Here is a 26,998-nt window from a genome sequence, read left to right as displayed (position 1 = left end):
TCAAAAAGATTTAAACCCCGTGAAAACTGGCCTTCAAAGGCCTGACAATTTAACAGGAGAATAAAAACATGTCACGTATTGGTAATAAAGTTATCGTGTTGCCTGCTGGTGTTGAAATCACTAACAATGACAACGTTGTAACTGTAAAAGGCCCTAAAGGAGAACTTACTCGTGAGTTCTCGAAAGATATTGAAATCCGTGTGGAAGGTACTGAAGTAACTCTTCACCGTCCAAACGATTCAAAAGAAATGAAAACTATCCACGGAACTACTCGTGCGCTTTTGAACAACATGGTTATTGGTGTTTCAGAAGGATTCAAGAAAGAACTTGAAATGCGTGGGGTTGGTTACCGTGCACAACTTCAAGGATCAAAACTTGTTTTGGCTGTAGGTAAATCTCACCCAGACGAAGTTGAAGCTCCAGAAGGAATTACTTTTGAACTTCCAAACCCAACAACAATCGTTGTTAGCGGAATTTCAAAAGAAGTAGTTGGTCAAACAGCTGCTTACGTACGTAGCCTTCGTTCACCAGAACCTTACAAAGGTAAAGGTATCCGTTACGTTGGCGAATATGTTCGTCTTAAAGAAGGTAAAACTGGTAAATAATGTTGAGTGGTTGATTGTCAACCACCAACCTCATTGCCAACTTTGTGCATAGCACATGATTTAAAATTAAAGAGGTGAAAACTGTGATTTCTAAACCAGATAAAAACAAACTCCGCCAAAAACGCCACCGTCGTGTACGCGGAAAACTCTCTGGAACTGCTGATCGCCCACGTTTGAACGTATTCCGTTCTAATACAGGCATCTACGCTCAAGTGATTGATGACGTAGCGGGTGTAACGCTCGCAAGTGCTTCAACTCTTGACAAAGAAGTTTCAAAAGGAACTAAAACTGAACAAGCCGTTGCTGTCGGTAAACTCGTTGCAGAACGTGCAAGTGCTAAAGGTATTTCAGAAGTGGTGTTCGACCGCGGTGGATATCTATATCACGGACGTGTGAAAGCTTTGGCTGATGCAGCTCGTGAAAACGGATTGAAATTCTAATAGGAGGACACTAGAAAATGGCATTTAAAGACAATGCAGTAGAACTTGAAGAACGCGTAGTTGCTGTTAACCGTGTTACAAAAGTTGTTAAAGGTGGACGTCGTCTTCGTTTCGCAGCTCTTGTAGTAGTTGGTGACCGCAATGGTCGTGTAGGATTTGGTACTGGTAAAGCTCAAGAAGTTCCAGAAGCAATCCGCAAAGCAGTAGAAGATGCTAAGAAAAACTTGATCGAAGTTCCTATGGTCGGAACAACAATTCCACATGAAGTTCTTTCAGAATTCGGTGGAGCTAAAGTATTGTTGAAACCTGCTGTAGAAGGTTCTGGAGTTGCCGCAGGTGGTGCAGTTCGTGCCGTTGTGGAATTGGCAGGTGTGGCAGATATTACATCTAAATCACTTGGTTCTAACACTCCAATCAACATTGTTCGCGCAACTGTTGAAGGTTTGAAACAATTGAAACGCGCTGAAGAAGTTGCTGCCCTTCGTGGTATTTCAGTTTCTGATTTGGCATAAGAAAGGGGATAAAATGGCTCAAATTAAAATTACTTTGACTAAGTCTCCAATCGGACGCATTCCATCACAACGTAAAACTGTTGTAGCACTTGGACTTGGCAAATTGAACAGCTCTGTTATTAAAGAAGATAACGCTGCAATCCGTGGTATGATCACTGCAGTATCTCACTTGGTAACAGTTGAAGAAGTAAACTAATGATTATTTAGGGGATGTGCATATGACCATCCCCTAAAACTAGATATAGTCATCTTAGATGACACAGTATAGGCGAGTTGATAAAGGAGACAACCTTTTCTCCTTTATCGGCGCTAGCATTTTACAAAAGAGGAGAAAAATAAATGAAACTTCATGAATTGAAACCTGCAGAAGGTTCTCGTAAGTCACGTAACCGTGTTGGACGTGGTACTTCATCAGGTAACGGTAAGACATCAGGCCGTGGTCAAAAAGGTCAAAAAGCTCGTAGCGGAGGCGGTGTACGTCTTGGTTTTGAAGGTGGACAAACTCCATTGTTCCGTCGTCTTCCAAAACGTGGATTTACTAACATCAACGCTAAAGAATATGCTATTGTAAACCTTGATCAATTGAACGCCTTTGATGACGGTGCTGAAGTAACTCCAGTGGTACTTGTAGAATCAGGAATTGTTAAATCTGAAAAATCAGGTATCAAAGTTCTTGGTAACGGTGAGTTGACTAAGAAATTGACTGTTAAAGCAGCTAAATTCTCTAAATCAGCTGAAGAAGCTATCACTGCTAAAGGTGGTTCTGTTGAAGTCATCTAAGTGAGGTGACCTATGTTTTTTAAATTATTGAGAGAAGCATTCAAAGTTAAACAAGTTCGATCAAAAATTCTATTTACAATTTTTATCGTATTTGTATTCCGTATCGGTACAAGCATTACTGTACCATGGGTAAATGCAAATAGCTTGAACGCTTTGAGTGGACTATCCTTCTTGAATATGTTGAGCTTGGTGTCAGGGAATGCCATGAAAAACTTCTCAGTTTTTGCACTTGGTGTTAGTCCCTACATCACAGCCTCAATCGTCGTCCAACTCTTGCAAATGGATTTATTGCCAAAATTTGTAGAGTGGGGCAAACAAGGGGAAGTAGGTCGTAGAAAGTTAAATCAAGCGACTCGATACATTGCCCTTGTGCTTGCATTTGTTCAATCAGTCGGGATTACTGCTGGTTTTAACGCTCTGTCTGGAGCTAAACTTTTGACTGTACCACTTACACCACAAGTATTCCTTGTAATTGGTGGAATTTTAACCGCAGGAAGTATGATTGTGACCTGGTTGGGAGAACAAATCACAGATAAGGGATACGGGAATGGTGTTTCAATGATTATCTTTGCAGGGATTGTTGCTTCAATTCCTGATATGATTAAAGGCATCTATGTGGATTACTTTGTCAATGTACCAAGCAGTCGTTTGACATCGTCTCTTATTTTCGTTGCCATCTTAATCGTTGCTGTTTTGTTGATTGTTTACTTTACAACTTACGTTGAACAAGCTAAGTACAAGATACCAATTCAGTATACAAAGGTAGCTCAAGGTGCACCATCAAGTTCGTATCTTCCTTTGAAGATTAACCCTGCTGGGGTTATCCCTGTTATCTTTGCCAGCTCCATTACAGCAGCGCCGGCAGCAATCTTACAATTCGTAAGTGCGTCTGGTCTTAATTGGGAATGGGTAAAAACAGCTCAAGAGTTGGTATCTACTTCAACCCCAACAGGTGTTGCTTTGTATGCTCTGTTGATTATTCTCTTTACATTCTTCTATACATTTGTACAGATCAATCCAGAGAAAGCAGCAGAAAATTTACAAAAGAGTGGAGCTTATATCCATGGTGTCCGTCCTGGTAAAGGGACAGAAGAATATATGTCAAAACTTCTTCGACGTCTCGCAACAGTCGGATCAATCTTCCTAGGTGTGATTTCTATCCTACCTATAGTAGCTAAAGATTTATTTGGCCTTTCAGAAGTTGTTGCTTTTGGGGGAACAAGTTTGCTCATCATTATCTCTACAGGTATTGAAGGAATTAAACAATTGGAAGGTTATCTATTGAAACGTAAATATGTTGGTTTCTTAGATACAACAGAATAATTGTAATAGAAAATAAAATTCACTATTGCTCAGAGAGTGGAGTGTAAAAATCAAAGACCTAGTCAGATTTTTATCTCCTCTCTTCTATTTTGTTTTTAAATAGGAGTTGAAATGAATTTTTGCTTCTATTTAAAAATAAAAAAGGAGTTTGAATCATGAATCTTTTGATTATGGGTTTACCTGGTGCAGGTAAGGGAACACAAGCAGCAAAAATTGTTGAACAATTCCATGTTGCTCACATCTCAACAGGTGACATGTTCCGTGCAGCAATGGCTAACCAAACTGAAATGGGTGTGTTAGCGAAGTCATATATTGACAAAGGCGAATTGGTTCCAGATGAAGTTACAAACGGAATCGTTAAAGAACGTCTTTCTCAAGATGATATTAAAGAAACTGGCTTCTTGTTGGATGGGTATCCACGTACTATTGAACAAGCACATGCTTTAGATAAAACATTGGCTGAACTTGGTATTGAGCTAGAAGGTGTCATCAACATCGAAGTAAATCCAGATAGTCTTTTAGAGCGTTTGAGTGGACGTATCATTCATCGTCAAACTGGAGAGACTTTCCATAAAGTATTCAATCCACCAGTTGATTACAAAGAGGAAGATTACTACCAACGTGAAGATGATAAACCTGAGACAGTAAAACGTCGTTTGGATGTTAATATTGCTCAAGGTGAACCAATCATTGCTCACTACCGTGCTAAAGGTCTTGTACATGATATCGAAGGTAACCAAGATATCGATGATGTCTTTAAAGATATCGAAAATGTCTTGACAAATTTGAAATAAAAGCGTTTTTCAGACTTGCAAAATGTCTTGACAAATGTTATACTGAGTTAGTCTGACTTATAATTGTTGTCTCTGTGTCTAGAGGCATCAAATCGAAATTTAGGGAGGTACTTTTGCGTGGCAAAAGACGATGTGATTGAAGTTGAAGGCAAAGTAGTCGATACAATGCCGAACGCAATGTTTACGGTTGAACTTGAAAATGGACATCAGATTTTAGCAACAGTTTCTGGTAAAATTCGTAAAAACTATATTCGTATTTTAGCGGGAGATCGTGTTACTGTCGAAATGAGTCCATATGACTTGACACGTGGACGTATCACTTACCGCTTTAAATAATCGAAAAACTTGGAGGGATAAGAAATGAAAGTAAGACCATCGGTCAAACCAATTTGCGAATACTGTAAAGTTATTCGTCGTAATGGCCGTGTTATGGTAATTTGCCCAGCAAATCCAAAACACAAACAACGTCAAGGATAAGATAGAAAGGAGAAAACATGGCTCGTATTGCTGGAGTTGACATTCCAAATGACAAACGTGTAGTTATCTCATTGACTTATGTCTATGGTATCGGACTTGCAACATCTAAGAAAATCTTAGCAGCTGCTGGAATTTCAGAAGATATTCGCGTTCGCGACCTTACATCAGATCAAGAAGATGCTATCCGTCGTGAAGTTGATGCAATTAAAGTTGAAGGTGACCTTCGTCGCGAAGTAAACTTGAACATCAAACGTTTGATGGAAATCGGTTCATACCGTGGGATCCGTCACCGTCGTGGACTTCCTGTCCGTGGACAAAACACTAAAAACAACGCTCGCACTCGTAAAGGTAAAGCTGTTGCGATTGCTGGTAAGAAAAAATAATATAGGAGGTAAAAGTCTTGGCTAAACCAACACGTAAACGTCGTGTGAAAAAGAATATCGAATCTGGTATTGCTCATATTCACGCTACATTTAATAACACTATTGTTATGATTACTGATGTGCATGGTAATGCAATCGCTTGGTCATCAGCTGGTGCTCTTGGTTTCAAAGGTTCTCGTAAATCTACACCATTTGCTGCTCAAATGGCTTCAGAAGCTGCTGCTAAATCTGCACAAGAACACGGTCTTAAATCAGTTGAAGTTACTGTAAAAGGTCCAGGTTCTGGTCGTGAGTCAGCTATTCGTGCTCTTGCTGCCGCTGGTCTTGAAGTAACAGCAATTCGTGATGTGACTCCAGTGCCACACAATGGTGCTCGTCCTCCAAAACGTCGCCGTGTATAATCATTACCTTTACACTGCTTTTCGTTTAAGAGGGAGTAACTAAATGATCGAGTTTGAAAAACCAAATATAACAAAAATTGATGAAAATAAAGATTATGGCAAGTTTGTTATCGAACCACTAGAACGTGGATACGGTACAACACTTGGTAACTCTCTTCGTCGTGTACTTCTTGCTTCTCTTCCAGGAGCAGCTGTTACATCTATCGATATCGATGGTGTATTACATGAGTTTGATACAATCCCTGGTGTTCGTGAAGATGTGATGCAAATCATTCTGAACATTAAAGGTATTGCGGTTAAATCATATGTAAAAGACGAAAAGACTATTGAACTTGATGTTGAAGGTCCTGCTGAAGTAACAGCTGGAGACATTTTGACTGACAGTGATATCGAAATCGTAAATCCAGATCATTATCTTTTCACAATCGGAGAAGGTGCTTCATTTAAAGCGACTATGACTGTAAACAGTGGTCGTGGATATGTACCTGCTGATGAAAACAAGAAAGATAATGCTCCAGTTGGAACACTTGCTGTAGATTCTATTTATACACCAGTCACAAAAGTTAACTATCAAGTTGAACCTGCTCGTGTAGGAAGCAATGATGGTTTCGACAAATTAACCCTTGAAATCTTGACAAATGGAACTATTATTCCGGAAGATGCTTTAGGGCTTTCAGCACGCATTTTGACAGAACATCTTGATTTGTTTACAAATCTTACAGAGATTGCTAAAACTGCAGAAGTGATGAAAGAAGCTGATACTGAATCGGACGACCGTATTTTGGAACGTACGATTGAGGAACTTGACTTGTCTGTACGCTCATATAACTGTTTGAAACGTGCTGGTATTAATACTGTGCATGATTTGACAGAAAAATCTGAGGCAGAGATGATGAAAGTAAGAAATCTTGGACGCAAGAGTTTGGAAGAAGTGAAACTCAAACTCAATGATTTGGGTCTTGGATTAAAAGATAAATAAAGGAGGAATACATGGCTTACCGTAAACTAGGACGCACTAGCTCACAACGTAAAGCAATGCTTCGCGATTTGACAACTGACCTTTTGATCAACGAATCAATCGTGACAACTGAAGCTCGTGCTAAAGAAATCCGTAAAACTGTTGAAAAAATGATTACTCTAGGTAAACGTGGTGATTTGCATGCACGTCGTCAAGCTGCTGCTTTCGTACGTAATGAAATCGCATCTGAAAACTATGATGAAGCAACTGACAAGTACACTTCTACTACAGCTCTTCAAAAATTGTTCTCAGAAATCGCACCTCGTTACGCAGACCGTAACGGTGGATACACTCGTATCCTTAAAACTGAACCACGTCGTGGTGATGCAGCGCCAATGGCGATCATTGAATTAGTATAAAATCATCAATTTTGTTGAGTGTTATGATGATGGAGCCCTGTGCTCTTAGTCTAGCTCTGGTCTACCGCTAGGACTTTTGTCCTAGCGGGAACACTCATCATAAGATGGTCGGTAGACGCTTGTTTACGAAATTGTTTTTTCTTTTAAGAACAATTTCGTAAGCAGGCGTTTTTTAGTTTTTTTGTTGTAAATGTGCTATACTGAGAAAAAAGAAAATCACAAAATTAGATTTTCTATAGTTTAAAAATGGAGGGTCGATATGAAAGCTATCATAACTGTAGTTGGAAAAGATAAAGGTGGGATTGTTGCAGGTGTTGCGACTAAGATTGCTGAATTAGGATTAAATATTGATGATATTTCACAAACTGTCTTGGACGAGTTCTTCACAATGATGGCTGTGGTATCTAGTGAAGAAAAACAAGATTTTACTCATTTGAGAAATGAGTTTGAGGCTTTTGGTCAGACTTTGAATGTCAAAATCAATATTCAGAGTGCTGCGATTTTTGATGCTATGTATAATATCTAGGAGGCGTGTATGGATATTAGACAAGTCACTGAAACAATCTCAATGATTGAAGAGCAGAATTTTGATATCAGAACAATTACCATGGGAATTTCACTTCTAGATTGTATAGATCCAGATATTAATAAGGCTGCAGATAAAATTTATGATAAGATAACTAGCAAGGCCGCAAATTTAGTTGCTGTCGGGGATGAAATTGCAGCTGAACTTGGGATTCCAATCGTTAACAAACGCGTCTCGGTAACGCCTATTTCTTTGATTGGAGCAGCAACAGATGCGACAGATTATGTAGTGTTAGCAAAAGCTTTGGATAGAGCTGCTAAAAAAATAGGTGTTGATTTTATTGGGGGATTTTCTGCCTTGGTACAAAAAGGTTACCAAAAAGGTGATGAAATTCTGATAAATTCTATTCCACGTGCTCTAGCAGAGACAGATAAGGTTTGCTCTTCTGTCAATATCGGTTCAACCAAGTCAGGAATTAACATGACTGCTGTAGCTGATATGGGACGAATTATCAAGGAAACAGCTGAACTTTCAGAAATGGGAGCTGCGAAGCTAGTCGTTTTTGCCAATGCAGTCGAAGATAATCCTTTTATGGCGGGTGCCTTCCATGGTGTTGGTGAAGCAGATGTTATCATCAATGTAGGTGTTTCTGGTCCGGGTGTTGTTAAACGTGCCTTGGAAAAGGTTCGTGGGGAAAGTTTTGATGTAGTTGCTGAAACTGTTAAAAAGACAGCTTTCAAGATTACCCGTATCGGTCAACTAGTTGGACAAATGGCTAGCGAGCGTCTTGGAGTTGACTTCGGAATTGTAGATTTGAGCTTGGCGCCAACTCCAGCAGTAGGTGATTCTGTAGCTCGAGTTCTCGAGGAAATGGGGCTGGAAACTGTTGGGACTCATGGGACGACTGCAGCCTTAGCTCTGTTGAATGATCAGGTTAAAAAGGGTGGAGTTATGGCTTGTAACCAAGTCGGTGGTCTTTCAGGTGCCTTTATACCAGTTTCTGAAGATGAAGGCATGATTGCTGCTGTACAAAATGGTTCCCTAAATCTTGAAAAATTAGAAGCCATGACAGCTATTTGTTCGGTTGGTTTAGATATGATTGCTATCCCTGAGGATACTCCTGCTGAAACCATTGCGGCTATGATTGCCGATGAAGCTGCTATCGGGGTTATCAATATGAAAACAACTGCAGTTCGCATTATTCCTAAAGGTAAAGAAGGGGATATGATCGAGTTTGGTGGTCTTTTAGGAACTGCTCCAGTTATGAAAGTAAACAAAGCATCATCTGTTGATTTTATTTCTCGTGGGGGTCAGATTCCTGCTCCAATCCATAGCTTTAAAAATTAGAGAAAAAAGTGAAGCTTTAAGTTCAATTTAAGGAAAACGGTATATACTACAATCATTAAATAAAGACCTCCTAACTTTATTTAATAGAATCCTAAACTTTTTCATAATAATCTCCGACAAAAGTCACTCGTAAGAGTGACTTTTGTTTTTGATTTTGAAAACAGTAGTAAATTTTCGCTGAATTCTGGTCATTCATTTTTTAAATGGCCATTTTTTATGGCACAAATAGCCCGAAACCTTGCCATGATTGGCTTTTTGAAATTTTATGGTATAATAGTAATAGTTTTATTAGATGGAGTATGATTTTTGAGAAAAAGCTTTCGTGTAAAAAAAGAGAAAGATTTTGATGCCATATTTAAAGAGGGGAAAAGTGTAGCTAATCGAAAATTTGTTATTTATCGGTTAGAGAATCAGCAACAACATTTTCGAGTAGGGTTATCAGTTAGCAAGAAGTTAGGAAATGCTGTAACAAGAAATCAAATCAAGAGAAGAATTCGTCATGTTTTGATTGAAAATAGTAACCAGATAGTTGATAATGTAGACTTTGTTGTTATTGCTCGAAAAGGCGTTGAAACTTTAGAATATGCAGAAATCGAAAAAAACTTACTTCATGTTTTGAAATTAGCAAAGATATACCAGGAAGGAAATAGGAGTGAAGAAGAAATTACAATTGACTAGTTTGTTAGGTTTGTCCTTGTTGGTAATGACTGCTTGTGCAACTAGTGAAGTCTCTGCTGATTCGTCAGATGTTTGGAGTAAACTTGTTTATTTTTTTGCTGAAACCATTCGTTTTTTGTCCTTTAATGTAAGTATTGGTTTAGGGATCATTATTTTCACAGTCTTGATTCGAACAATCTTATTACCGGTCTTTCAAACGCAAATGGTGGCATCCAGAAAAATGCAAGAAGCGCAACCGCTAATAAAGGAATTGCGCGAACGTTATCCTGGTCGCGATATGGAAAATCGTACTAAACTAGATCAGGAAACACGTAAATTATTTAAAGAATTAGGGATTAAGCAGTCTGCATCATTATGGCCACTTTTGATTCAAATGCCAATTCTACTGGCTCTTTTCCAAGCCTTATCGTACGTTGATTTTTTGAAGACTGGCCATTTTTTGTGGTTCAATCTAGGTGGAGTTGACACGACCTTGGTATTGCCAATTTTAGCTGCCCTGTTCACTTTCTTCAGTAGTTGGCTTTCAAACAAAGCCTTGCCTGAAAAAAATGGTGCAATGACAGCTATGATGTATGGAATGCCTGTCATCATCTTCTTTTTTGCAATGTCTGCACCAAGCGGTGTTGCTCTTTATTGGACGGTTTCAAACGCTTATCAAGTATTGCAAACTTACCTACTGAACAATCCTTTCAAAATCATTGAAGAGCGTGAAGCGGATGTGAAGGCTAAGAGAGATCTAGAAGCTAAGAAAAGAAAAGCTCTGAAGAAAGCACAGAAAAAGAAAAAGTAAGGAGAAATCTGATAATGGTATTATTTACAGGTTCAACTGTTGAAGAAGCAATCCAAAAAGGATTGAATGAATTAAATATTCCGAGAATGAAAGCTCATATCAAGGTTGTTTCGAAAGAGAAAAAAGGATTTTTTGGACTTTTCGGAAAGAAACCAGCTCAAGTTGATATCGAAGCAATTAGTGAGACTACTGTTGTAAAAGCAAATCAGCAGGCTATCAAAGGCGTTCCAAAAGAAATTAATGATCAAAATGACCCAGTTAAAACAGTCAGTGAAGCGACAGTTGATTTAGGGCATGTAGTTGCGGCTATCAAGAAAATTGAAGAAGAAGGCCAAGAAATTTCTGAAGAAGTCAAGGCTGAAATTCTTAAAAACGATAAAGAAGCAAGTACGATTTTAGAGGAAACAGGGCATATTGCTGTTTTAAAAGAATTGCAACCTGAAGAAATTCAAGAAAATGCTGACGAAGAGCAAGGTAGTGATTTAGAAAACCTTGGTTTGAAAGTTGAGCCGACTTACGACACAGAAAAGGTTGTTGAAGAAGTGACGGACTATGTTCAAGCAATCATTGATGATATGGATGTTGAGGGAACTATTTCTAGTACTTCTAACCGTCGTTCTATCAACATGCAAATCGATACAAATGAGCCGGGTCGTATTATCGGTTACCACGGTAAGGTTTTGAAATCTCTCCAACTTCTAGCGCAAAATTACCTTTACAATCGTTATTCAAAAACTTTCTACATCACGATCAATGTGAATGACTATGTGGAACATCGTGCAGAAGTTTTGCAGAGTTACGCACAGAAATTGGCTACACGTGTCTTGGAAGAAGGTCGTAGTCAGATGACAGATCCAATGTCAAGTAGCGAGCGTAAAATTATCCATCGTATCATTTCGCGAATGGAAGGTGTAACGAGCTACTCTGAAGGTGACGAACCAAATCGTTATGTTGTCGTAGATACTGAATAAGATAAATGAAAAATCAGGTTTTCCTGATTTTTTTCTAACTAAAGAAGGAATCAAATGAAAGAAATCAAAGATTATCTTGCTTATCAAGGAGAACAGTACCGGACCCCTGACAAAGCAGGAGTTGAAAGAGATAAAATGTTATCCATGCGTAGCAAAGGGCAGGGAGCACGAAAGTCATTTACTCACCTAGCTGAATGTTTTCAAGCTAGGCATTCCGATTGGAAATTACACCCAACCAGTCAATGGATGAATCAAGCTCAACGTCTTCGCTCTCATTTTTGGGCTTATTTACAGGCAGAAGGATCAGTTGCGGAACCCATGATGGCTCTTCGTTTGTATGGAAGTCAGAATAATTGGGGAATCTCTTTAGAAGTTAGTTTTATAGAGAGAAAGAAAGATGAAGCTACCTTATCAAAACAGGCTAAAGTTTTGGATGTGCCAGTGGTTGAGGGAATCTATTATTGGGTTCAGAAAAACGATGAGAGTTATAGAGTGCAGGCTACTGAGGAGAATAGACAACTTTTGAGACAACAGTTATCTAACCAAGAGATTCGCAAAGTATTAATAAAAGCTGATGTTCCAGTGACTGATGAAGAAACTCTAGATAAGATTTTAGATGAACTGGACCAAACTTTTAAAAAATTATTGCCTTTTTATCAAGCGACTAGAAATTAGTTTAATCGGCTGAGTCATTTTATAGTAAATTGTTTTATTGCTATTCTAGGTATTTTTTCATATAATAGTAAAATAGGATGAGTGGTATACTTATCACCTCAAAGAGAAAGGAATTTCTATGTCAAATCTATCTGTTAATGCGATTCGTTTTCTAGGTATTGACGCTATCAATAAAGCAAACTCAGGTCACCCAGGGGTGGTTATGGGAGCTGCACCGATGGCATACAGCCTATTCACTAAAGAACTTCGTATCAATCCAGCTCAACCAAACTGGATCAACCGTGACCGCTTTATTCTTTCAGCAGGTCATGGGTCAATGCTCCTCTACGCCCTTCTTCATCTCTCTGGATTTGAAGATGTGAGCATGGATGAAGTGAAGAGCTTCCGTCAATGGGGTTCTAAAACACCAGGTCACCCAGAATTTGGTCATACAGCAGGAGTTGATGCAACAACAGGTCCTCTAGGACAAGGGATTGCGACTGCGACAGGTTTTGCACAAGCAGAACGTTTCCTTGCAGCTAAGTACAACCGCGAAGGTTATAACATCTTTGACCACTACACATATGTTATTTGTGGAGATGGTGACTTGATGGAAGGTGTCTCAAGTGAAGCTGCATCTTATGCAGGTTTGCAAAAACTTGACAAGTTGGTTGTTCTTTATGACTCAAATGATATCAACTTGGATGGTGAGACAAAAGATTCCTTCACAGAAAGTGTTCGTGACCGTTACAATGCCTACGGTTGGCATACAGCATTGGTAGAAGATGGGACAGACTTAGAAGCTATTCATGCTGCTATTGAAGAAGCTAAGGCTTCAGGAAAACCATCTTTAATCGAAGTGAAAACAGTTATTGGTTATGGTTCTCCAAACAAACAAGGGACTAATGCTGTACACGGCGCTCCTCTTGGAGCGGATGAAACTGCAGCAACTCGCCAAGCACTTGGTTGGAACTACGAACCATTTGAAATTCCAGCAGAAGTTTATGCTGATTTCAAACAAAATGTTGCGGACCGTGGTGCATCAGCATATGAAGCATGGACAAAACTAGTTGCAGACTATAAAGAAGCTCACCCAGAATTGGCTGCAGAAGTGGAAGCCATCATCGAAGGACGCGATCCAGTTGAATTGACTCCAGAAGACTTCCCAGCTTTAGAAAATGGTTTCTCTCAAGCGACTCGTAACTCAAGCCAGGATGCCTTGAATGTAGTAGCTGCTAAATTGCCAACCTTCCTTGGTGGATCAGCTGACCTTGCTCATTCAAATATGACTTACATCAAAACTGACGGACTTCAGGACGATGCAAATCGCTTGAACCGTAATATCCAATTTGGTGTTCGTGAATTTGCAATGGGAACTGTTTTGAACGGAATGGCTCTTCATGGTGGACTTCGTGTTTATGGCGGAACATTCTTCGTATTCTCAGATTACCTTAAAGCGGCAGTTCGTTTGTCAGCCCTACAAGGTCTTCCTGTAACCTATGTCTTTACTCACGATTCAATCGCAGTTGGTGAAGATGGGCCAACTCATGAACCGATTGAGCACTTGGCAGGCCTTCGTGCGATTCCAAACCTCAACGTTTTCCGTCCAGCAGATGCGCGTGAAACTCAAGCAGCTTGGTATCTCGCAGTGAAGAGTGAGAAAACACCAACTGCCCTTGTCTTGACTCGCCAAAACTTGACTGTTGAGGAAGGAACAGACTTCGAGAAGGTTGCAAAAGGTGCTTACGTTGTCTATGAAAATGCAGCAGATTTTGACACTATCTTGATTGCAACAGGTTCAGAAGTGAATTTAGCAGTAGCAGCTGCTAAAGAATTGGCAAGCCAAGGTGGAAAAGTTCGCGTAGTCAGCATGCCATCTACAGATGTTTTTGACGCACAAGATGCAGCATACAAAGAAGAAATCTTACCAAATGCAGTTCGTCGCCGTGTAGCTGTCGAAATGGGAGCAACTCAAAACTGGTATAAATACGTCGGTCTTGATGGAGCGGTTCTCGGTATTGATACCTTTGGTGCGTCTGCTCCAGCTTCAAAAGTTTTAGCAGAATATGGATTTACAGTTGAAAACTTAGTTGAAATTGTAAACAACTTGAAGTAAGAAAAATCAGAGCTTTGCTCTGGTTTTTTATTGTCCCAAAACCAGGGTATAATCTTGTAAAAACAAGTGAAATTTGATATAGTAGTTTTATCTGAATTACAAAGGAGTAAAAAATAATGGGTGGGAATTTAACATTCTTGATTATGCTTGTTTTGATGTTCGGCTTGATGTTCTTCATGCAACGTTCTCAAAAGAAACAAGCTGAAAAACGCATGGAGAGTCTCAATAAACTTCAAAAAGGTTATGAAGTCATTACTATCGGTGGTTTATACGGTACAGTAGATGAAGTTGATACCGAAAACAGAACGATCGTACTTGATGTAGACGGAGTTTACTTGACTTTTGAACTCGGAGCAATCAAATCAGTCTTGCCATTGAAAGAAGCTGTTACATCAGAAGGTACAGTCATCGACGGTGAAAGTGCGATTGAAGAATAAAACGGGGTTGATCTTATACCCCTTTTTCTATGAAGATGAGGGACAATGATGAAAAAAGTTGTTTTTGTTTGCCTTGGTAATATTTGCCGGAGTCCTATGGCAGAATTTGTGATGAAATCTTTAACCGATGAATATGAGATTGAGAGTAGAGCAACTTCTTCTTGGGAACACGGCAACCCAATTCACAAAGGAACTCAGAAAATCTTTAAAACTCACGGTATTCCTTATGATTCATCAAAAACATCACAACAAATCTCTAAGGATGATTTTGAATATTTTGATTATATCATTGGTATGGACGAATCGAATCTCCTTGACTTGACTCGAATGTGTCCTCAAAAACAACAGCACAAGATAGAAGCGTTCGCTTCTGAAAGTGTTCCAGATCCATGGTATACAGGTGATTTCAATGAAACTTATGATCGAGTTTTAGCTGGTTGCCAAGCATGGCTATCACGTTTAGAAAATGAGGCAAAAAATGGATAATTTAAAGAAACTCTATGATAAATACAGTGTCTATATAACGCGTCCTCGTTTAGAAATTGCGACGGTAGTAATCATAGTTCTTTGTGCAATTTTTGTATTTGTAGGGAATATGCCCAAGCAAGGAGTCCTAAAGCTAGATGGTGACTCAATTGTATACGATGGGAGCATCGTCCGTGGAAAGATGAATGGTCAAGGCACAATGACCTTCTCAAATGGCGACACTTATACTGGTGAATTTAAAAATGGAGCATTTAACGGTAAAGGTACCTACCAAGCAAAGGATGGCTGGGTTTACGAAGGTGATTTTGTTAACGGCCAAGCTGAAGGAAAAGGAAAACTGACTACAGAGCAAGAAGTTGTCTATGAAGGTGACTTTAAACAAGGGCTCTTCCAACAAGCACAATAACCTCCTGATAAGGAGGTCTTTTATCAGGGTAAAAAGAAAGCGCTTCCTTGATTTTTGTATTAAAAATACCATAAAAAAGTTTGTGAAATAAAATAATTTCAATAATATTTTCACAAAGTTTGATAAAAGAGTGCATAAAAACAATAGTTTGATAAAAAAATCACAATAAAATGAAAATTCTTTGTGAAATATCTATGAAACTGTTTACAAAGTATAAAAAAAGAGTTATAATAAACTTGTGAAAAATTTAACAAAGGATTTTAACCCTTGATGGCTATGGAGGAAAATATGGCTGATAAAAAAACTGTAACACCTGAACAAAGACAACTTGCTGCAGAGAAGCACGTAGATGGTTTGGTACAAAAAGGTTTAGTTGCACTTGAAGAAATGCGTAAGTTGAACCAAGAGCAAGTTGACTACATCGTAGCAAAAGCATCTGTTGCAGCACTTGATGCACACGGAATTCTTGCTCAACATGCAATCGAAGAAACAGAACGTGGTGTATTTGAAGATAAAGCTACAAAGAACTTGTTTGCCTGTGAACACGTTGTAAACAACATGCGCGGTGTTAAAACTGTTGGAGTTATCGAAGATGATCCAATTACTGGCTTGACTAAAATTGCAGAACCAGTTGGGGTTATCTGTGGAGTTACACCTACAACAAACCCAACTTCTACAGCAATCTTTAAAGCTTTGATCTCATTAAAGACACGTAATCCTATCGTCTTTGCTTTCCACCCATCTGCTCAAGAATCTTCTGCACACGCTGCTCAAATTGTTCGTGATGCTGCGATTGCTGCTGGAGCTCCTGAAAACTGTGTACAATGGATTACAGAACCATCTATGGAAGCAACAGCTGCTCTTATGAATCATGATGGTATTGCAACTATTCTTGCTACTGGTGGTAATGCCATGGTTAAGGCTGCTTACTCATGTGGGAAACCAGCTCTGGGAGTAGGTGCTGGAAACGTTCCTGCCTATATCGAAAAATCAGCTGATCTTCGTCAAGCAGCTCATGACATCGTTATGTCTAAATCATTTGACAATGGTATGGTTTGTGCGTCTGAGCAAGCAGTTATCATTGATAAAGAAGTTTATGATGAATTTGTTGCAGAATTCAAATCTTACCACACTTACTTTGTTAACAAAAAAGAAAAAGCTCTCTTGGAACAATTCTGCTTTGGCGCTAAAGCAAACAGCAAGAACTGTGCTGGAGCAAAATTGAATGCTGATATCGTTGGTAAACCAGCAACATGGATTGCAGAACAAGCAGGTTTCAAAGTGCCAGCAGAAACTAATATCCTTGCTGCAGAATGTGCAGAAGTTGGAGAAAATGAGCCTTTGACTCGTGAAAAACTTTCACCAGTCATTGCAGTATTGAAAGCTGAAGATACTGAAGATGGACTTAAAAAAGCTCGTCAAATGGTTGAGTTCAATGGACTTGGTCACTCAGCAGCTATCCATACAAAAGACGAAGAGCTAGCTAAACGCTTTGGTACAGAAATCAAAGCAATGCGTATTATCTGGAACTCTCCATCTACTTTTGGTGGTATCGGTGACGTATACAATGCCTTCATTCCATCATTAACACTTGGATGTGGTTCATACGGACGCAACTCAGTTGGTGATAACGTGAGCGCTATTAACCTTCTAAACATCAAGAAAGTAGGGAAACGTAGAAATAATATGCAGTGGTTTAAAGTTCCTTCAAAAATTTACTTCGAACGCAATTCTATCCAATACCTTCAAACATGTGAAGATATTGAACGAGTTATGATTGTTACAGACAAATCTATCGAAAAACTCGGTTTCGTTCAACGTATTATCGACCAATTGAACAAACGTAGCAACCGTGTAACTGTCCAAGTCTTCTCAGATGTTGAACCAGATCCAGATATCACAACCGTAGAACGTGGTACTGAAGTGATGAGAGCATTTGAACCAGACACAATCATCGCTCTTGGTGGTGGTTCACCGATGGATGCTGCTAAAGTAATGTGGCTCTTCTACGAACAACCACAAATCGACTTCCGTGACTTGGTTCAAAAATTCATGGATATCCGTAAACGTGCCTTCCGCTTCCCATCACTTGGTAAGAAAGCGAAGTACATCGGTATCCCAACAACTTCAGGTACAGGTTCAGAAGTAACACCATTTGCCGTTATCTCTGATAAGAAAAACAACCGTAAATATCCATTGGCTGACTACTCATTGACACCAACGATTGCGATTGTTGACCCTGCTTTGGTTGAATCAGTTCCTGACTTCATCGCTGCTGATACAGGTATGGACGTGTTGACTCATGCTACTGAAGCTTACACCTCAAACTTCGCTAACGATTATACAGATGGTATCGCGCTTCAAACAATCAAGCTTGTCTTTGAATGGTTAGAAAAATCAGTTAAGACAGCAGACCCAGAAGCTCGCGAAAAAATGCACAATGCATCTACAATGGCTGGTATGGCCTTCGCTAATGCCTTCCTTGGTATGAGTCACTCAATGGCCCACAAGATTGGTGCTGTTCACCATACTGTTCACGGACGTACAAATGCAATCTTGCTTCCATACGTTATCCGCTACAACGGTACTCGCCCATCTAAGACTACTACATGGCCTAAATACAACTACTGGAAAGCTGACGAAAAATTCCAAGATATTGCTAGAATGCTTGGCTTGCCTCACTCAACTCCAGAAGAAGCAGTTGAAGCTTATGCCAAAGCGGTTTACGATCTTGGTGTTGCAGTAGGTATCAAGATGAACTTCAAGGATCAAGGAATTGATGAAAAAGCTTGGAAAGATAGCTTGCATGAAATTGCTTTGCTTGCATATGAAGACCAATGTTCACCTGCAAACCCACGCTTGCCAATGGTAGCTGACATGGAAGAAATCATGGCAGATGCTTACTATGGTTATGCAGAACGTCCAGGACGTCGTAAATAATAGATTATCAGCCTAGAGACAGGAGTAATCCTGTCTCTTTTTTTGTACATTTTATTGAAAAATGTTATAATAAGTGTATATGTTTGTTTGACTATCAAAGTTTTTGTATCGAGCTGAGAGAGAAATGTAAGAGATGAATGATTTAGGGGAAAAGGTAAGACTTCTTAGAGAAGAGAAAGGACTTAGTCGTCCAGTTTTTTGTGGAGATGAGTCAGAACTGTCAGTTCGTCAGTTGGTCCGCATCGAAAAAGGAGAATTTCGTCCTACGATAAAAACACTAGAATACATTGCGGATAGGCTAGGCATTCCATCTTATGTCTTGATGCCAGACTATAAGGAATTACCCAAGCGTTACCAAGAATTAAAATACTTTCTTCTTCATCATCCTGACTATGGAGACAAAGAGTTACAGGAGCAGAAGGAAGAATATTTTGATGAGATTTTTGAATGTTTTTATGATGATTTGCCAAGTGATGAGAAAGTACTAGTGGATTGTCTTCAAGCTATAGATGAAGTGAGAGCAACTGGTAATTCCTTATATGGTGAAAGTGTGCTTGAAAATGGTCTGCAGAACCTACTATCCAGAGATGTATATAAAGCGGAGGAGCTATTAAGACTGAGGTTGTATTTTGTATGTAACTTAATGGATGGTTTGAAAGCGGGTGAAATAAAAGAATCTGAGCATGAGAATATTCTCTATTTTCATGAAAAACTGAGTTCGCAGATTGATAAGATAGAGTTTGATTGTTTGGATTTGCTTAGAGACTCCTTGTTAGCTTCTTTAACTTGTATAGAGATTATGGGACTGTTTCATTATTTTAAAAGATCGGTTGAGGCCTTAAATAAAATAGGGCAAAAAACACGAGATTTTCAAAAACAACCGATTGTCTTGATGGTGGAGTGGAAATATTATATTCAGACAGATTATGATACAGCAAAACAAAAGTATGAGGAGGCAAAAATGATGGCGAGAATGTTTGGTAATGAGCAGTTACTCGTTAGTTTAGATAATGAATGGGCTGAGGACCTAGAAAGATATTGTTAAAGGGTTTATAGGAGTGACATTTCTGTCATTGGGGAAATGTCGCTTTTTTGTTACAATGAATTCGTAAAAAAGAGAAAGGAATTTTTTGATTCCTTTTGAATCTGATTGATAAATATAGTTTGTATCGTTATACGATATCACAAGTGATTAAAGGAGATGCCATGTCCATTTTATCCATTAAAAATATTTCAAAATTTTACGCCTTGGATGGCAAGTATAAAGAGCAGGCTCTAAGAAATATTAACCTGCAGATTGCTGAAGGGAAAATCACGGCGATTTATGGTCCGTCAGGCTGTGGCAAAACCAGTCTACTCAATATCATCAGTGGTCTTGATAGAGAGTATGAAGGAGTTTTAGAATTTAAAGGAGCCTCACTCCGTGAGCTATCAGAGATTGAACTAACTCAATTTCGCAAAGATAATATTGGATTTGTCTTTCAAAACTTCAATCTTATTCCCCACCAGTCTGTTTTGGACAATGTAAAGTTGCCTCTCTATGTCAAAGATTTATCCGATAAAGAAATGACAAGAATAGCTCAAGAGCAACTAGTCAGTTTAGGAATGGAACCTTTTATGGCTAAGAATGTCAAGCAACTTTCTGGAGGTCAAAAGCAACGTGTAGCCATTGCGCGTTCTCTGGTCAATCAGCCGGATATGATTGTAGCTGATGAGCCAACAGGGTCACTGGATTCTCAATCCCAAGAAATTGTATTAGAAGTATTTAAAAGTTTGGCCAAATCTGGGAAAACAGTACTGATTGTGACTCATAACCCAGAAGTAGCTGAATATGCGGATGTAATTATCAAAATGAAGGATGGTGAAGTCGTTGAAGAAGTCAAAAAATAAAGGATTATCCTTTAAAAATAAATTCAAACTTTCTTTAAGTAACTTTATGGAAAGAAAATGGCGAAACTTGTTGATTGCAGTAGCAACCTCGATCGGTTTTGTAGGCGTGTTGATTTCTTTTGGTCTAGGGAATGCCTTGATTTCGATGATTGATGAAAATACCAACGGAGGTAAGCTCCCTTCCCAAGTTCAGATTGCACTGAATTCAAGCGTTGCTGGAAGAGGTTTTCTAAACCAAGAAGATAAGAACTATATCACAGATACAATTGGGAAAGAAAATATTAAATATCTAGAGAGTCCCTTTGGTATGACCATGTCAAAGATGAGCATAGACGGACACGAAGTGGATTTTAGCCAAGCCCTGCCTTCTTATGCTCAGGTCGTGAGTTTGTATGAAGATACAAGTATTTCTGTTACTAGCAATGAAAAAGAAAAAGTGCTAGCAGGCTCTCTTTATACGGATGTTAACGAACAGGGATTAACGATTCCGATGAGTTTGCTCAAAAATTGGAATGAACAAACAGGGAACAATCTGACAGCTAGTGATGTTATTGGCAAAAAAGTATCGGCAACCATTGTAGAAAATGCTGCTGAAGGTAGCAAGACTTCTCAATTTCAAACTCATATTGTACGTGTGATCAATGATGAAGATGACATGGAGGACAGTAACAGTTTTATGCCAGCCTATCAAATGGAAACGATTTTGAAAGAAGCTGGATTTACAAAGACTGTATCTTATTTTATTTTGGAACTCAAAGACCCATCTCGTACGAAAACAGTAACAGAAGAATTGCAGAAAAATAAGAAGTATACAGTTCTTTCTCAACAGGCTGTTCTTGATATTGTGATTACCTTTATTCGTGTCATCCAGGGATTACTGATTGTGCTTTCTTCACAAGCGATTGTGGTGGCAGCAGTTATGATAGGCATCATCATTTATATCAATATCATGCAACGTTCCAAGGAAATCGGTGTCATGAAGGCCGTTGGCTATCAAAATAGAGATGTGAAAGGAATTTTTATCTACGAAGCTCTTTGGATTGTAGGAATTGCCTTGTTTATAGCTTTCATCATTGCTCAAGGGATAGGCAGTCTAGCGAATGTTATTGTTCACCATTTCTATCCATCAATCTCTAAAGTTTTTGAATTAAATCTTCTCTCTATTTTAGGGACTTTGGTTTTTGCTTTCTTTCTTGGCTATGGTTCAGCCTTCTTCCCAGCACGTAAGATTAGCAAAATGGATCCAGTGGAATCTTTACGCTATGAATAGGGGGAGCACGGTATTAAAAAGAAAGTAGTTTGAAAATCAAGGCCAGTACTTGCAATTTAGCTTAAATAGTTATATAATAAGAACGTTGAAAGGTGATTTGTAGTGATTCAAGTTACTCTTTTCACAATAAAATTTTCATGATTTTCATAAGGAGGAAATCACTAATGGTAGTTAAAGTTGGTATTAACGGTTTCGGACGTATCGGTCGTCTTGCTTTCCGTCGTATCCAAAACGTAGAAGGTGTTGAAGTTACTCGCATCAACGACCTTACAGATCCAGTTATGCTTGCACACTTGTTGAAATACGATACAACTCAAGGTCGTTTCGACGGAACTGTGGAAGTTAAAGAAGGCGGATTCGAAGTTAACGGTAAATTCGTTAAAGTTTCTGCTGAACGTGATCCAGAACAAATCGACTGGGCTAACGACGGTGTAGAAATCGTTCTTGAAGCAACTGGTTTCTTTGCTAAGAAAGAAGCTGCTGAAAAACACTTGCACCCAGGTGGAGCTAAGAAAGTTGTTATCACTGCTCCTGGTGGAAACGACGTTAAAACAGTTGTATTCAACACTAACCACGACGTTCTTGACGGTACTGAAACAGTTATCTCAGGTGCTTCATGTACTACAAACTGTTTGGCTCCTATGGCTAAAGCTCTTCAAGACAACTTTGGTGTTGTAGAAGGATTGATGACTACTATCCACGCTTACACTGGTGACCAAATGATCCTTGACGGACCACACCGTGGTGGTGACCTTCGTCGTGCTCGTGCTGGTGCAGCTAACATCGTTCCTAACTCAACTGGTGCTGCTAAAGCTATCGGTCTTGTAATCCCAGAATTGAACGGTAAACTTGACGGATCTGCACAACGCGTTCCAACTCCAACTGGATCAGTTACTGAATTGGTAGCTGTTCTTGAAAAGAATGTTACTGTTGATGAAGTGAACGCAGCTATGAAAGCAGCTTCAAACGAATCATACGGTTACACAGAAGATCCAATCGTATCTTCAGATATCGTAGGTATGTCTTACGGTTCATTGTTTGACGCAACTCAAACTAAAGTTCTTGATGTTGACGGTAAACAATTGGTTAAAGTTGTTTCATGGTACGACAATGAAATGTCATACACTGCACAACTTGTACGTACTCTTGAATACTTCGCTAAAATCGCTAAATAATTTTTGAGTCGATAAAAGCAAGACCAACTGGTCTTGCTTTTTTGCTTATAATAAAAATGGATGGTTTTATCATCCATTTTTTTTTAATTCTCTTTCAAATGTATCTGATAGCGCAGTAAAACTTAACTTGTTTAAAGTTAGAGGGTGGACGAAGGATAGTTTGAATGCGTGTAGCATCAGTCTGCTAACTTTTGAATGTGGGTTATAGAGAGGGTCTCCAAGAATTGGATGTCCGTGGTGAGCTAGATGAACTCGAATCTGATGAGTACGTCCTGTTTTCAATCTACACTGAACGAGACTGGTTTTGTTTTGAAATTGTTTCAAACGAGTTACTTGGGTTTCGGCGTATTGACCGTTTTTTGGATCCACTACCCGTTTCCTACGGTCGTGTCGATTGCGACCGATTTTATCTCGGAAGACAAGTTCTTTAGCCTCGATTTTTCTGTCAACTAGAGCCCAATATTCTCGAGAAATTTCTTTTTTTTCTAATAGTCGATTTAGAATAGGTAATATAAACGGATTTTTAGCAAATAGTACGAGACCACTAGTTTCTTTATCTAGTCTATGGACAACATAGCAAGTTTGACCTACATAGGCGCTGACATGATTGAGAAGAGCAATCTCATCGGGTTGATTTCCATGCGTTTTCATACCCTCGGGTTTGTTGACAATAATCAAATGTTGGTCTTGATAGACTTCTTCTACAAGATTGGGGTTTCCCAAAGCAATTTCTTTTTTAGGATAATCTTCCTCATCGAAAATTAATTGGCATTCGTCTCCTGCTTTGATAGCTTGGTGCCAATGAACTTCTCTTTTGTTGATAAGGATATGTTTCTTAACTCTCAAGAAATGACGTATTTTTCTAGGGATTAACAGTTGCTCTTCCAGGAAAAGTTTAACTGTCATTTCGGGTAGAGACTCAGGGATAGTAAAGGTAAATTTCATAAAGATATTGTAACAAAAATTAGTTTATTTGGACAGGGGAACTAGCTAAATTCTTGTCTTCCTATGGGGAAGATGATAAAATATACGCATGAAATTAGATACATTATTTGAAAAATTTCTTTCTTTATTTAAGAAAGAAGAATCTGAAATTGAAGAAACAGAGACTAACGAAGTTGAACATGAAGGTAACGAGTCTAGTAATTTACACCGTTCAAGAGCTGGGCGAAAGAAATCTGGGGCAGTTGGTCCTATTCGAAAATTCTGGCGCCGTTATCATCTGACAAAGATCTTTCTGATCATAGGACTAAGTGCAAGCCTTTTTGTTGGGGTCTATCTATTTGCCCTAGCAAAATCGACGAATGTTACAGACTTACAAAACGCTTTAAAAACACGTACTCTGATTTTTGACAGAGAAGAAAAAGAAGCAGGTGCCCTATCAGGCCAAAAAGGGACCTATGTCGAACTTTCGGATATTAGTGAAGATTTGCAGAATGCTGTTATTGCGACAGAAGATAGAAGTTTCTATAAAAATAGTGGAATTAACTATGGACGCTTTTTCCTGGCTATCCTAACAGCTGGTCGTTCGGGTGGTGGTTCTACAATTACCCAACAGTTAGCGAAAAACGCTTATCTTTCGCAAGACCAAACTGTGCAGAGAAAAGCCAAAGAATTCTTCTTAGCTTTAGAATTAACCAAAAAATATAGCAAGAAGGAAATCCTAACCATGTACTTGAACAATGCCTATTTCGGTAATGGAGTTTGGGGTGTTGAGGATGCAAGTAAAAAATACTTTGGAGTTTCAGCCTCTCAATTAACACTTGATGAAGCTGCGACTTTAGCAGGAATGCTGAAGGGACCAGAATTATACAACCCTTTGAATTCAATTGAGGACTCTACTAATCGTAGGGATACTGTTCTGCAAAATATGGTAGCTGCTGGTTATATTGATAAGGACAAAGAAGCGGAAGCTTCGGGTGTTGACATGGCATCTCAACTGCAAGATGCTTATAAAGGTAAAGTTTCAGACTACCGATATCCATCCTATTTTGATGCTGTTATTAATGAAGCAATTGAAAAGTATAATTTAACTGAAGAAGAAATTGTGAACAACGGCTATCGTATATTTACGGAATTAGATCAGAATTACCAGGCTAATATGCAAGTCATTTATGAAAACACAGCTCTCTTTCCAACCGCAGAAGATGGAACTCATGCTGAGTCTGGCAGTGTTGCTCTAGAACCAAAAACAGGAGGAGTTCGAGGAGTTGTTGGTCGTGTAGCAGGAGATGATAAAGCGGGCTTCCGAAATTTCAACTACGCAACTCAATCAAAAAGAAGTCCAGGTTCAACTATTAAGCCCTTAGTTGTCTATACCCCAGCAGTCGAAGCTGGTTGGGCTCTAAATAAAGAGTTGGATAATCATACTATGGAGTATGGTGATTACAAGGTCGATAACTATGCAGGGATCAAAACGTCACCAGAAGTTCCAATGTATCAAGCCTTAGCCGAGTCTTTAAACCTCCCTGCTGTAGCAACAGTTAAACAACTTGGCATCGACAAGGCTTTTGAATCAGGTGAAAGATTTGGACTTGATTTAACGAATGTGGATCGTGTGTTAGGTGTAGCTCTAGGTGGTGGCGTGGAAACTAACCCACTACAAATGGCCCAGGCTTATGCAGCATTTGCAAATGATGGATTGATGCCTGAAGCGCATTTTATTACACGAATTGAAAATGCAAGTGGACAAGTCATTGCGACTCACAAAAATTCTCAAAAACGAGTAATCGATAAGTCAGTAGCTGATAAAATGACTAGTATGATGCTAGGGACCTTTACAAATGGTACAGGAATACGTTCCTCGCCAGATGATTATGTTATGGCAGGAAAAACTGGTACAACTGAAGCAGCCTTTAACCCAGTGTATACAAGTGACCAATGGGTTATCGGATATACGCCTGATGTAGTGATTAGTCACTGGCTTGGATTCCCGACTACTGACGAGAGTCATTATCTAGCAGGATCGACTTCGAATGGTGCAGCACATATCTTTAGAAGTATGGCTGAAACAATCCTTCCTTATACACCGGGAAGTACCTTTAAAGTAGAGAATGCCTATAAGTTAAACGGAATTGCTCCACAAAATATTCCAAATCAATCAAGTGATAATGGGGGCACGCAATCCGGAGATTCAATAACTGATATCCAAGGTCGCGCTCAGAATCTTATTGATGAGGCAGAACGAGCGATTTCAGATGCTAAAATTAAAGAAAAAGCAAAAACAATTTGGGATACAATAGTAGATTTGTTCCAATAATTTTTAAATGACAAGAACTATTCTTGTCATTTTTTGTCCCCTGAAGTAACAGAAAAAATACCTGAAAGATATGGAATGGCATCCGAGGAATAAGCTTAGGCAAGATTACAGACAAAAGAAAAAATAACAGCTTTTACAAAACCTATCTCTGGTATACTGAATGCAGAAAAGGAGGGTAAAGATGTTAGAAAAAAATTATGAAGAAGTCAAAGCTATCGTGCATAAGTGTCGAAAAGAATACTATTTACATCTATGGGAAAGAGAAGATTGGGATCAAGAAGGAATGATTTGCCTTCATGAACTATTAGAAAGTTACCCAGAATTTGAAGAGAAAAAAGATAAACAATTCTATATTTACTTTAAAACAAAATTTCGGAATCGAATTCTAGATGCAGTCCGAAAGCAAGAAAGCTATAAAAGAAAATTGGATCGTCAAACCTATGAGGAAGTGAGTGAAATTAGTCACAGATTACGTGAAGGAGGTCTGTGCTTAGATGATTCCTATGCTCTCCAAGAAATGCTTAAGAAATACGAATCTGGATTAGGAAAGGAGAAGCGAGAACATTTCGAGCGATTATTAGCAGATGAACGATTCAAAGGTAGAAAAGCAATGCTCAAAGAATTACAACTGGTTTTAAAAGATTTCGCTCCAAAATAATAAAAATCAGAAAAACCAGTTGACAAGCGTCAAAAAGTAGGTATAATAGAAAGAGTTGAAAAGCTCAGGGTCCGTTGGTCAAGGGGTTAAGACACCGCCTTTTCACGGCGGTAACACGGGTTCGAATCCCGTACGGACTATGAGTGTATCGCAGTTAAGGTTGATAGGATTTTAAAAAAGTTAAAAAAACCTGTTGACAGAGAAAAACGACTGTGATATACTAATATAGTTGTCGCAAGCGCGACAAAGACCTTTGAAAACTGAACAAGACGAACCAATGTGCAGGGCACTATAACGGAAGTT

At 38.9% G+C, this 26,998-nt stretch carries 31 protein-coding genes and 1 tRNA gene; 31 read left to right on the top strand and 1 reads right to left on the bottom strand.

Going from position 1 to position 26,998, the window contains the following annotated elements; genetic code table 11:
• Positions 1-68 precede the first annotated feature (68 nt).
• The 28 genes from rplF (at position 69) to gap (ending at position 22,778) form a co-directional block, all read left to right on the top strand.
• Positions 69-605, top strand: a complete 537-nt coding sequence (gene rplF, locus ACTO1Y_RS05780) for a 50S ribosomal protein L6 (protein ID WP_006151084.1) — start codon at positions 69-71, stop codon at positions 603-605.
• An 83-nt stretch (positions 606-688) separates the two neighbouring features.
• Entirely contained in the window at positions 689-1,045 is a 357-nt protein-coding gene (gene rplR, locus ACTO1Y_RS05775; protein ID WP_004251098.1) for a 50S ribosomal protein L18, read from the top strand.
• Between the two features lie 17 nt (positions 1,046-1,062).
• Positions 1,063-1,557: a 30S ribosomal protein S5 gene (gene rpsE / locus ACTO1Y_RS05770; RefSeq protein ID WP_004251100.1), complete on the top strand. Its 495-nt coding sequence runs from the start codon at positions 1,063-1,065 to the stop codon at positions 1,555-1,557.
• A gap of 13 nt (positions 1,558-1,570) precedes the next feature.
• Positions 1,571-1,753, top strand: coding sequence for a 50S ribosomal protein L30 (rpmD, locus tag ACTO1Y_RS05765; RefSeq protein ID WP_000057241.1), 183 nt, complete (start codon positions 1,571-1,573; stop codon positions 1,751-1,753).
• Between the two features lie 143 nt (positions 1,754-1,896).
• A complete protein-coding gene (gene rplO, locus ACTO1Y_RS05760) occupies positions 1,897-2,337 on the top strand; it encodes a 50S ribosomal protein L15 (protein ID WP_006151070.1) in 441 nt (146 codons plus the stop codon).
• A gap of 12 nt (positions 2,338-2,349) precedes the next feature.
• A complete protein-coding gene (gene secY / locus ACTO1Y_RS05755; protein ID WP_006151075.1) occupies positions 2,350-3,660 on the top strand; it encodes a preprotein translocase subunit SecY in 1,311 nt (436 codons plus the stop codon).
• 155 nt (positions 3,661-3,815) lie between these two features.
• Entirely contained in the window at positions 3,816-4,454 is a 639-nt protein-coding gene (locus tag ACTO1Y_RS05750) for an adenylate kinase (protein ID WP_441348629.1), read from the top strand.
• Positions 4,455-4,571: 117 nt separating this feature from the next.
• The gene (infA, locus tag ACTO1Y_RS05745) at positions 4,572-4,790 is read left to right on the top strand and encodes a translation initiation factor IF-1 (protein WP_001029883.1); all 219 of its coding nucleotides are present in this window, start codon (positions 4,572-4,574) and stop codon (positions 4,788-4,790) included.
• Between the two features lie 24 nt (positions 4,791-4,814).
• On the top strand, positions 4,815-4,931 hold the full coding sequence (rpmJ, locus tag ACTO1Y_RS05740) for a 50S ribosomal protein L36 (protein WP_001808836.1): 117 nt from the start codon (positions 4,815-4,817) through the stop codon (positions 4,929-4,931).
• A gap of 17 nt (positions 4,932-4,948) precedes the next feature.
• The gene (gene rpsM, locus ACTO1Y_RS05735) at positions 4,949-5,314 is read left to right on the top strand and encodes a 30S ribosomal protein S13 (protein ID WP_006151054.1); all 366 of its coding nucleotides are present in this window, start codon (positions 4,949-4,951) and stop codon (positions 5,312-5,314) included.
• A gap of 17 nt (positions 5,315-5,331) precedes the next feature.
• A complete protein-coding gene (rpsK, locus tag ACTO1Y_RS05730) occupies positions 5,332-5,715 on the top strand; it encodes a 30S ribosomal protein S11 (protein ID WP_001118385.1) in 384 nt (127 codons plus the stop codon).
• Between the two features lie 43 nt (positions 5,716-5,758).
• Positions 5,759-6,694: a DNA-directed RNA polymerase subunit alpha gene (locus tag ACTO1Y_RS05725; RefSeq protein WP_441348628.1), complete on the top strand. Its 936-nt coding sequence runs from the start codon at positions 5,759-5,761 to the stop codon at positions 6,692-6,694.
• 11 nt (positions 6,695-6,705) lie between these two features.
• A complete protein-coding gene (gene rplQ, locus ACTO1Y_RS05720) occupies positions 6,706-7,092 on the top strand; it encodes a 50S ribosomal protein L17 (protein WP_004251124.1) in 387 nt (128 codons plus the stop codon).
• Between the two features lie 259 nt (positions 7,093-7,351).
• Positions 7,352-7,618, top strand: a complete 267-nt coding sequence (locus tag ACTO1Y_RS05715; RefSeq protein ID WP_006151049.1) for an ACT domain-containing protein — start codon at positions 7,352-7,354, stop codon at positions 7,616-7,618.
• A gap of 9 nt (positions 7,619-7,627) precedes the next feature.
• On the top strand, positions 7,628-8,965 hold the full coding sequence (locus ACTO1Y_RS05710; RefSeq protein WP_254727303.1) for a PFL family protein: 1,338 nt from the start codon (positions 7,628-7,630) through the stop codon (positions 8,963-8,965).
• 306 nt (positions 8,966-9,271) lie between these two features.
• Entirely contained in the window at positions 9,272-9,643 is a 372-nt protein-coding gene (rnpA, locus tag ACTO1Y_RS05705) for a ribonuclease P protein component (RefSeq protein ID WP_025170053.1), read from the top strand.
• On the top strand, positions 9,618-10,433 hold the full coding sequence (locus tag ACTO1Y_RS05700; protein WP_441348627.1) for a YidC/Oxa1 family membrane protein insertase: 816 nt from the start codon (positions 9,618-9,620) through the stop codon (positions 10,431-10,433). The genes rnpA and ACTO1Y_RS05700 overlap by 26 nt, the downstream gene beginning before the upstream one ends.
• A 14-nt stretch (positions 10,434-10,447) precedes the next feature.
• Positions 10,448-11,404: an RNA-binding cell elongation regulator Jag/EloR gene (gene jag / locus ACTO1Y_RS05695; protein ID WP_006151065.1), complete on the top strand. Its 957-nt coding sequence runs from the start codon at positions 10,448-10,450 to the stop codon at positions 11,402-11,404.
• Between the two features lie 54 nt (positions 11,405-11,458).
• The gene (locus ACTO1Y_RS05690) at positions 11,459-12,079 is read left to right on the top strand and encodes a ribonuclease P (RefSeq protein WP_441348626.1); all 621 of its coding nucleotides are present in this window, start codon (positions 11,459-11,461) and stop codon (positions 12,077-12,079) included.
• 118 nt (positions 12,080-12,197) lie between these two features.
• Positions 12,198-14,174, top strand: coding sequence for a transketolase (tkt, locus tag ACTO1Y_RS05685; protein WP_254727306.1), 1,977 nt, complete (start codon positions 12,198-12,200; stop codon positions 14,172-14,174).
• A 116-nt stretch (positions 14,175-14,290) separates the two neighbouring features.
• Complete coding sequence (gene yajC / locus ACTO1Y_RS05680; protein ID WP_006151030.1) at positions 14,291-14,611, top strand: preprotein translocase subunit YajC; 321 nt, start codon at positions 14,291-14,293, stop codon at positions 14,609-14,611.
• A 48-nt stretch (positions 14,612-14,659) separates the two neighbouring features.
• Positions 14,660-15,097: a low molecular weight protein-tyrosine-phosphatase gene (locus ACTO1Y_RS05675; RefSeq protein WP_254727308.1), complete on the top strand. Its 438-nt coding sequence runs from the start codon at positions 14,660-14,662 to the stop codon at positions 15,095-15,097.
• Entirely contained in the window at positions 15,090-15,503 is a 414-nt protein-coding gene (locus ACTO1Y_RS05670; protein ID WP_006151082.1) for an MORN repeat-containing protein, read from the top strand. Before ACTO1Y_RS05675 ends, ACTO1Y_RS05670 begins: the two co-directional genes overlap by 8 nt.
• A gap of 288 nt (positions 15,504-15,791) precedes the next feature.
• On the top strand, positions 15,792-18,443 hold the full coding sequence (adhE, locus tag ACTO1Y_RS05665) for a bifunctional acetaldehyde-CoA/alcohol dehydrogenase (RefSeq protein ID WP_303942065.1): 2,652 nt from the start codon (positions 15,792-15,794) through the stop codon (positions 18,441-18,443).
• 133 nt (positions 18,444-18,576) lie between these two features.
• Positions 18,577-19,488 (top strand): XRE family transcriptional regulator, encoded by a 912-nt coding sequence (locus ACTO1Y_RS05660; RefSeq protein ID WP_441348625.1) that lies wholly within the window; start codon positions 18,577-18,579, stop codon positions 19,486-19,488.
• Positions 19,489-19,649: 161 nt separating this feature from the next.
• The gene (locus ACTO1Y_RS05655) at positions 19,650-20,333 is read left to right on the top strand and encodes an ABC transporter ATP-binding protein (RefSeq protein WP_441348624.1); all 684 of its coding nucleotides are present in this window, start codon (positions 19,650-19,652) and stop codon (positions 20,331-20,333) included.
• A complete protein-coding gene (locus ACTO1Y_RS05650) occupies positions 20,302-21,603 on the top strand; it encodes an ABC transporter permease (protein WP_235083664.1) in 1,302 nt (433 codons plus the stop codon). The genes ACTO1Y_RS05655 and ACTO1Y_RS05650 overlap by 32 nt, the downstream gene beginning before the upstream one ends.
• Positions 21,604-21,767: 164 nt before the next feature.
• Entirely contained in the window at positions 21,768-22,778 is a 1,011-nt protein-coding gene (gap, locus tag ACTO1Y_RS05645) for a type I glyceraldehyde-3-phosphate dehydrogenase (RefSeq protein ID WP_006151032.1), read from the top strand.
• 69 nt (positions 22,779-22,847) lie between these two features.
• Here the strand turns inward: gap and ACTO1Y_RS05640 are convergent, their stop codons facing one another.
• Positions 22,848-23,723 carry an RluA family pseudouridine synthase gene (locus ACTO1Y_RS05640; RefSeq protein WP_441348623.1) on the bottom strand — a complete coding sequence of 292 codons (876 nt, stop codon included), beginning with the start codon at positions 23,721-23,723 and terminating at the stop codon, positions 22,848-22,850.
• An 88-nt stretch (positions 23,724-23,811) separates the two neighbouring features.
• Here ACTO1Y_RS05640 and pbp2a point away from each other — a divergent pair, with 88 nt between their 5' ends.
• The 3 genes from pbp2a to ACTO1Y_RS05625 all read left to right on the top strand — a co-directional run bounded on the left by pbp2a (position 23,812) and on the right by ACTO1Y_RS05625 (position 26,835).
• The gene (gene pbp2a / locus ACTO1Y_RS05635; protein ID WP_441348622.1) at positions 23,812-26,037 is read left to right on the top strand and encodes a penicillin-binding protein PBP2A; all 2,226 of its coding nucleotides are present in this window, start codon (positions 23,812-23,814) and stop codon (positions 26,035-26,037) included.
• 181 nt (positions 26,038-26,218) lie between these two features.
• On the top strand, positions 26,219-26,695 hold the full coding sequence (locus ACTO1Y_RS05630; protein ID WP_303942057.1) for a sigma factor: 477 nt from the start codon (positions 26,219-26,221) through the stop codon (positions 26,693-26,695).
• 68 nt (positions 26,696-26,763) lie between these two features.
• Positions 26,764-26,835: transfer RNA gene (locus ACTO1Y_RS05625), tRNA-Glu, on the top strand.
• Positions 26,836-26,998 lie beyond the last annotated feature (163 nt).

The sequence above is a fragment of the Streptococcus sp. V728 genome (genome assembly GCF_052077995.1).
Lineage (GTDB): Bacteria > Bacillota > Bacilli > Lactobacillales > Streptococcaceae > Streptococcus > Streptococcus infantis_B.
The sequence above is the reverse complement of the archived record's forward strand: the minus strand, read 5'-3'. Positions and strand labels throughout refer to the sequence as shown.

Coding starts and splice junctions, on each gene's coding strand:
- rplF (WP_006151084.1), top strand. CDS start 69: ATGTCACGTATTGGTAATAAAGTTATCGTGTTGCCTGCTGGTGTTGAA.
- rpsE (WP_004251100.1), top strand. CDS start 1,063: ATGGCATTTAAAGACAATGCAGTAGAACTTGAAGAACGCGTAGTTGCT.
- rpmD (WP_000057241.1), top strand. CDS start 1,571: ATGGCTCAAATTAAAATTACTTTGACTAAGTCTCCAATCGGACGCATT.
- rplO (WP_006151070.1), top strand. CDS start 1,897: ATGAAACTTCATGAATTGAAACCTGCAGAAGGTTCTCGTAAGTCACGT.
- secY (WP_006151075.1), top strand. CDS start 2,350: ATGTTTTTTAAATTATTGAGAGAAGCATTCAAAGTTAAACAAGTTCGA.
- ACTO1Y_RS05750 (WP_441348629.1), top strand. CDS start 3,816: ATGAATCTTTTGATTATGGGTTTACCTGGTGCAGGTAAGGGAACACAA.
- rpmJ (WP_001808836.1), top strand. CDS start 4,815: ATGAAAGTAAGACCATCGGTCAAACCAATTTGCGAATACTGTAAAGTT.
- rpsM (WP_006151054.1), top strand. CDS start 4,949: ATGGCTCGTATTGCTGGAGTTGACATTCCAAATGACAAACGTGTAGTT.
- ACTO1Y_RS05725 (WP_441348628.1), top strand. CDS start 5,759: ATGATCGAGTTTGAAAAACCAAATATAACAAAAATTGATGAAAATAAA.
- rplQ (WP_004251124.1), top strand. CDS start 6,706: ATGGCTTACCGTAAACTAGGACGCACTAGCTCACAACGTAAAGCAATG.
- ACTO1Y_RS05715 (WP_006151049.1), top strand. CDS start 7,352: ATGAAAGCTATCATAACTGTAGTTGGAAAAGATAAAGGTGGGATTGTT.
- ACTO1Y_RS05710 (WP_254727303.1), top strand. CDS start 7,628: ATGGATATTAGACAAGTCACTGAAACAATCTCAATGATTGAAGAGCAG.
- jag (WP_006151065.1), top strand. CDS start 10,448: ATGGTATTATTTACAGGTTCAACTGTTGAAGAAGCAATCCAAAAAGGA.
- ACTO1Y_RS05690 (WP_441348626.1), top strand. CDS start 11,459: ATGAAAGAAATCAAAGATTATCTTGCTTATCAAGGAGAACAGTACCGG.
- tkt (WP_254727306.1), top strand. CDS start 12,198: ATGTCAAATCTATCTGTTAATGCGATTCGTTTTCTAGGTATTGACGCT.
- yajC (WP_006151030.1), top strand. CDS start 14,291: ATGGGTGGGAATTTAACATTCTTGATTATGCTTGTTTTGATGTTCGGC.
- ACTO1Y_RS05675 (WP_254727308.1), top strand. CDS start 14,660: ATGAAAAAAGTTGTTTTTGTTTGCCTTGGTAATATTTGCCGGAGTCCT.
- ACTO1Y_RS05670 (WP_006151082.1), top strand. CDS start 15,090: ATGGATAATTTAAAGAAACTCTATGATAAATACAGTGTCTATATAACG.
- adhE (WP_303942065.1), top strand. CDS start 15,792: ATGGCTGATAAAAAAACTGTAACACCTGAACAAAGACAACTTGCTGCA.
- ACTO1Y_RS05660 (WP_441348625.1), top strand. CDS start 18,577: ATGAATGATTTAGGGGAAAAGGTAAGACTTCTTAGAGAAGAGAAAGGA.
- ACTO1Y_RS05655 (WP_441348624.1), top strand. CDS start 19,650: ATGTCCATTTTATCCATTAAAAATATTTCAAAATTTTACGCCTTGGAT.
- ACTO1Y_RS05650 (WP_235083664.1), top strand. CDS start 20,302: ATGGTGAAGTCGTTGAAGAAGTCAAAAAATAAAGGATTATCCTTTAAA.
- gap (WP_006151032.1), top strand. CDS start 21,768: ATGGTAGTTAAAGTTGGTATTAACGGTTTCGGACGTATCGGTCGTCTT.
- ACTO1Y_RS05640 (WP_441348623.1), bottom strand. CDS start 23,723: ATGAAATTTACCTTTACTATCCCTGAGTCTCTACCCGAAATGACAGTT.
- pbp2a (WP_441348622.1), top strand. CDS start 23,812: ATGAAATTAGATACATTATTTGAAAAATTTCTTTCTTTATTTAAGAAA.
- ACTO1Y_RS05630 (WP_303942057.1), top strand. CDS start 26,219: ATGTTAGAAAAAAATTATGAAGAAGTCAAAGCTATCGTGCATAAGTGT.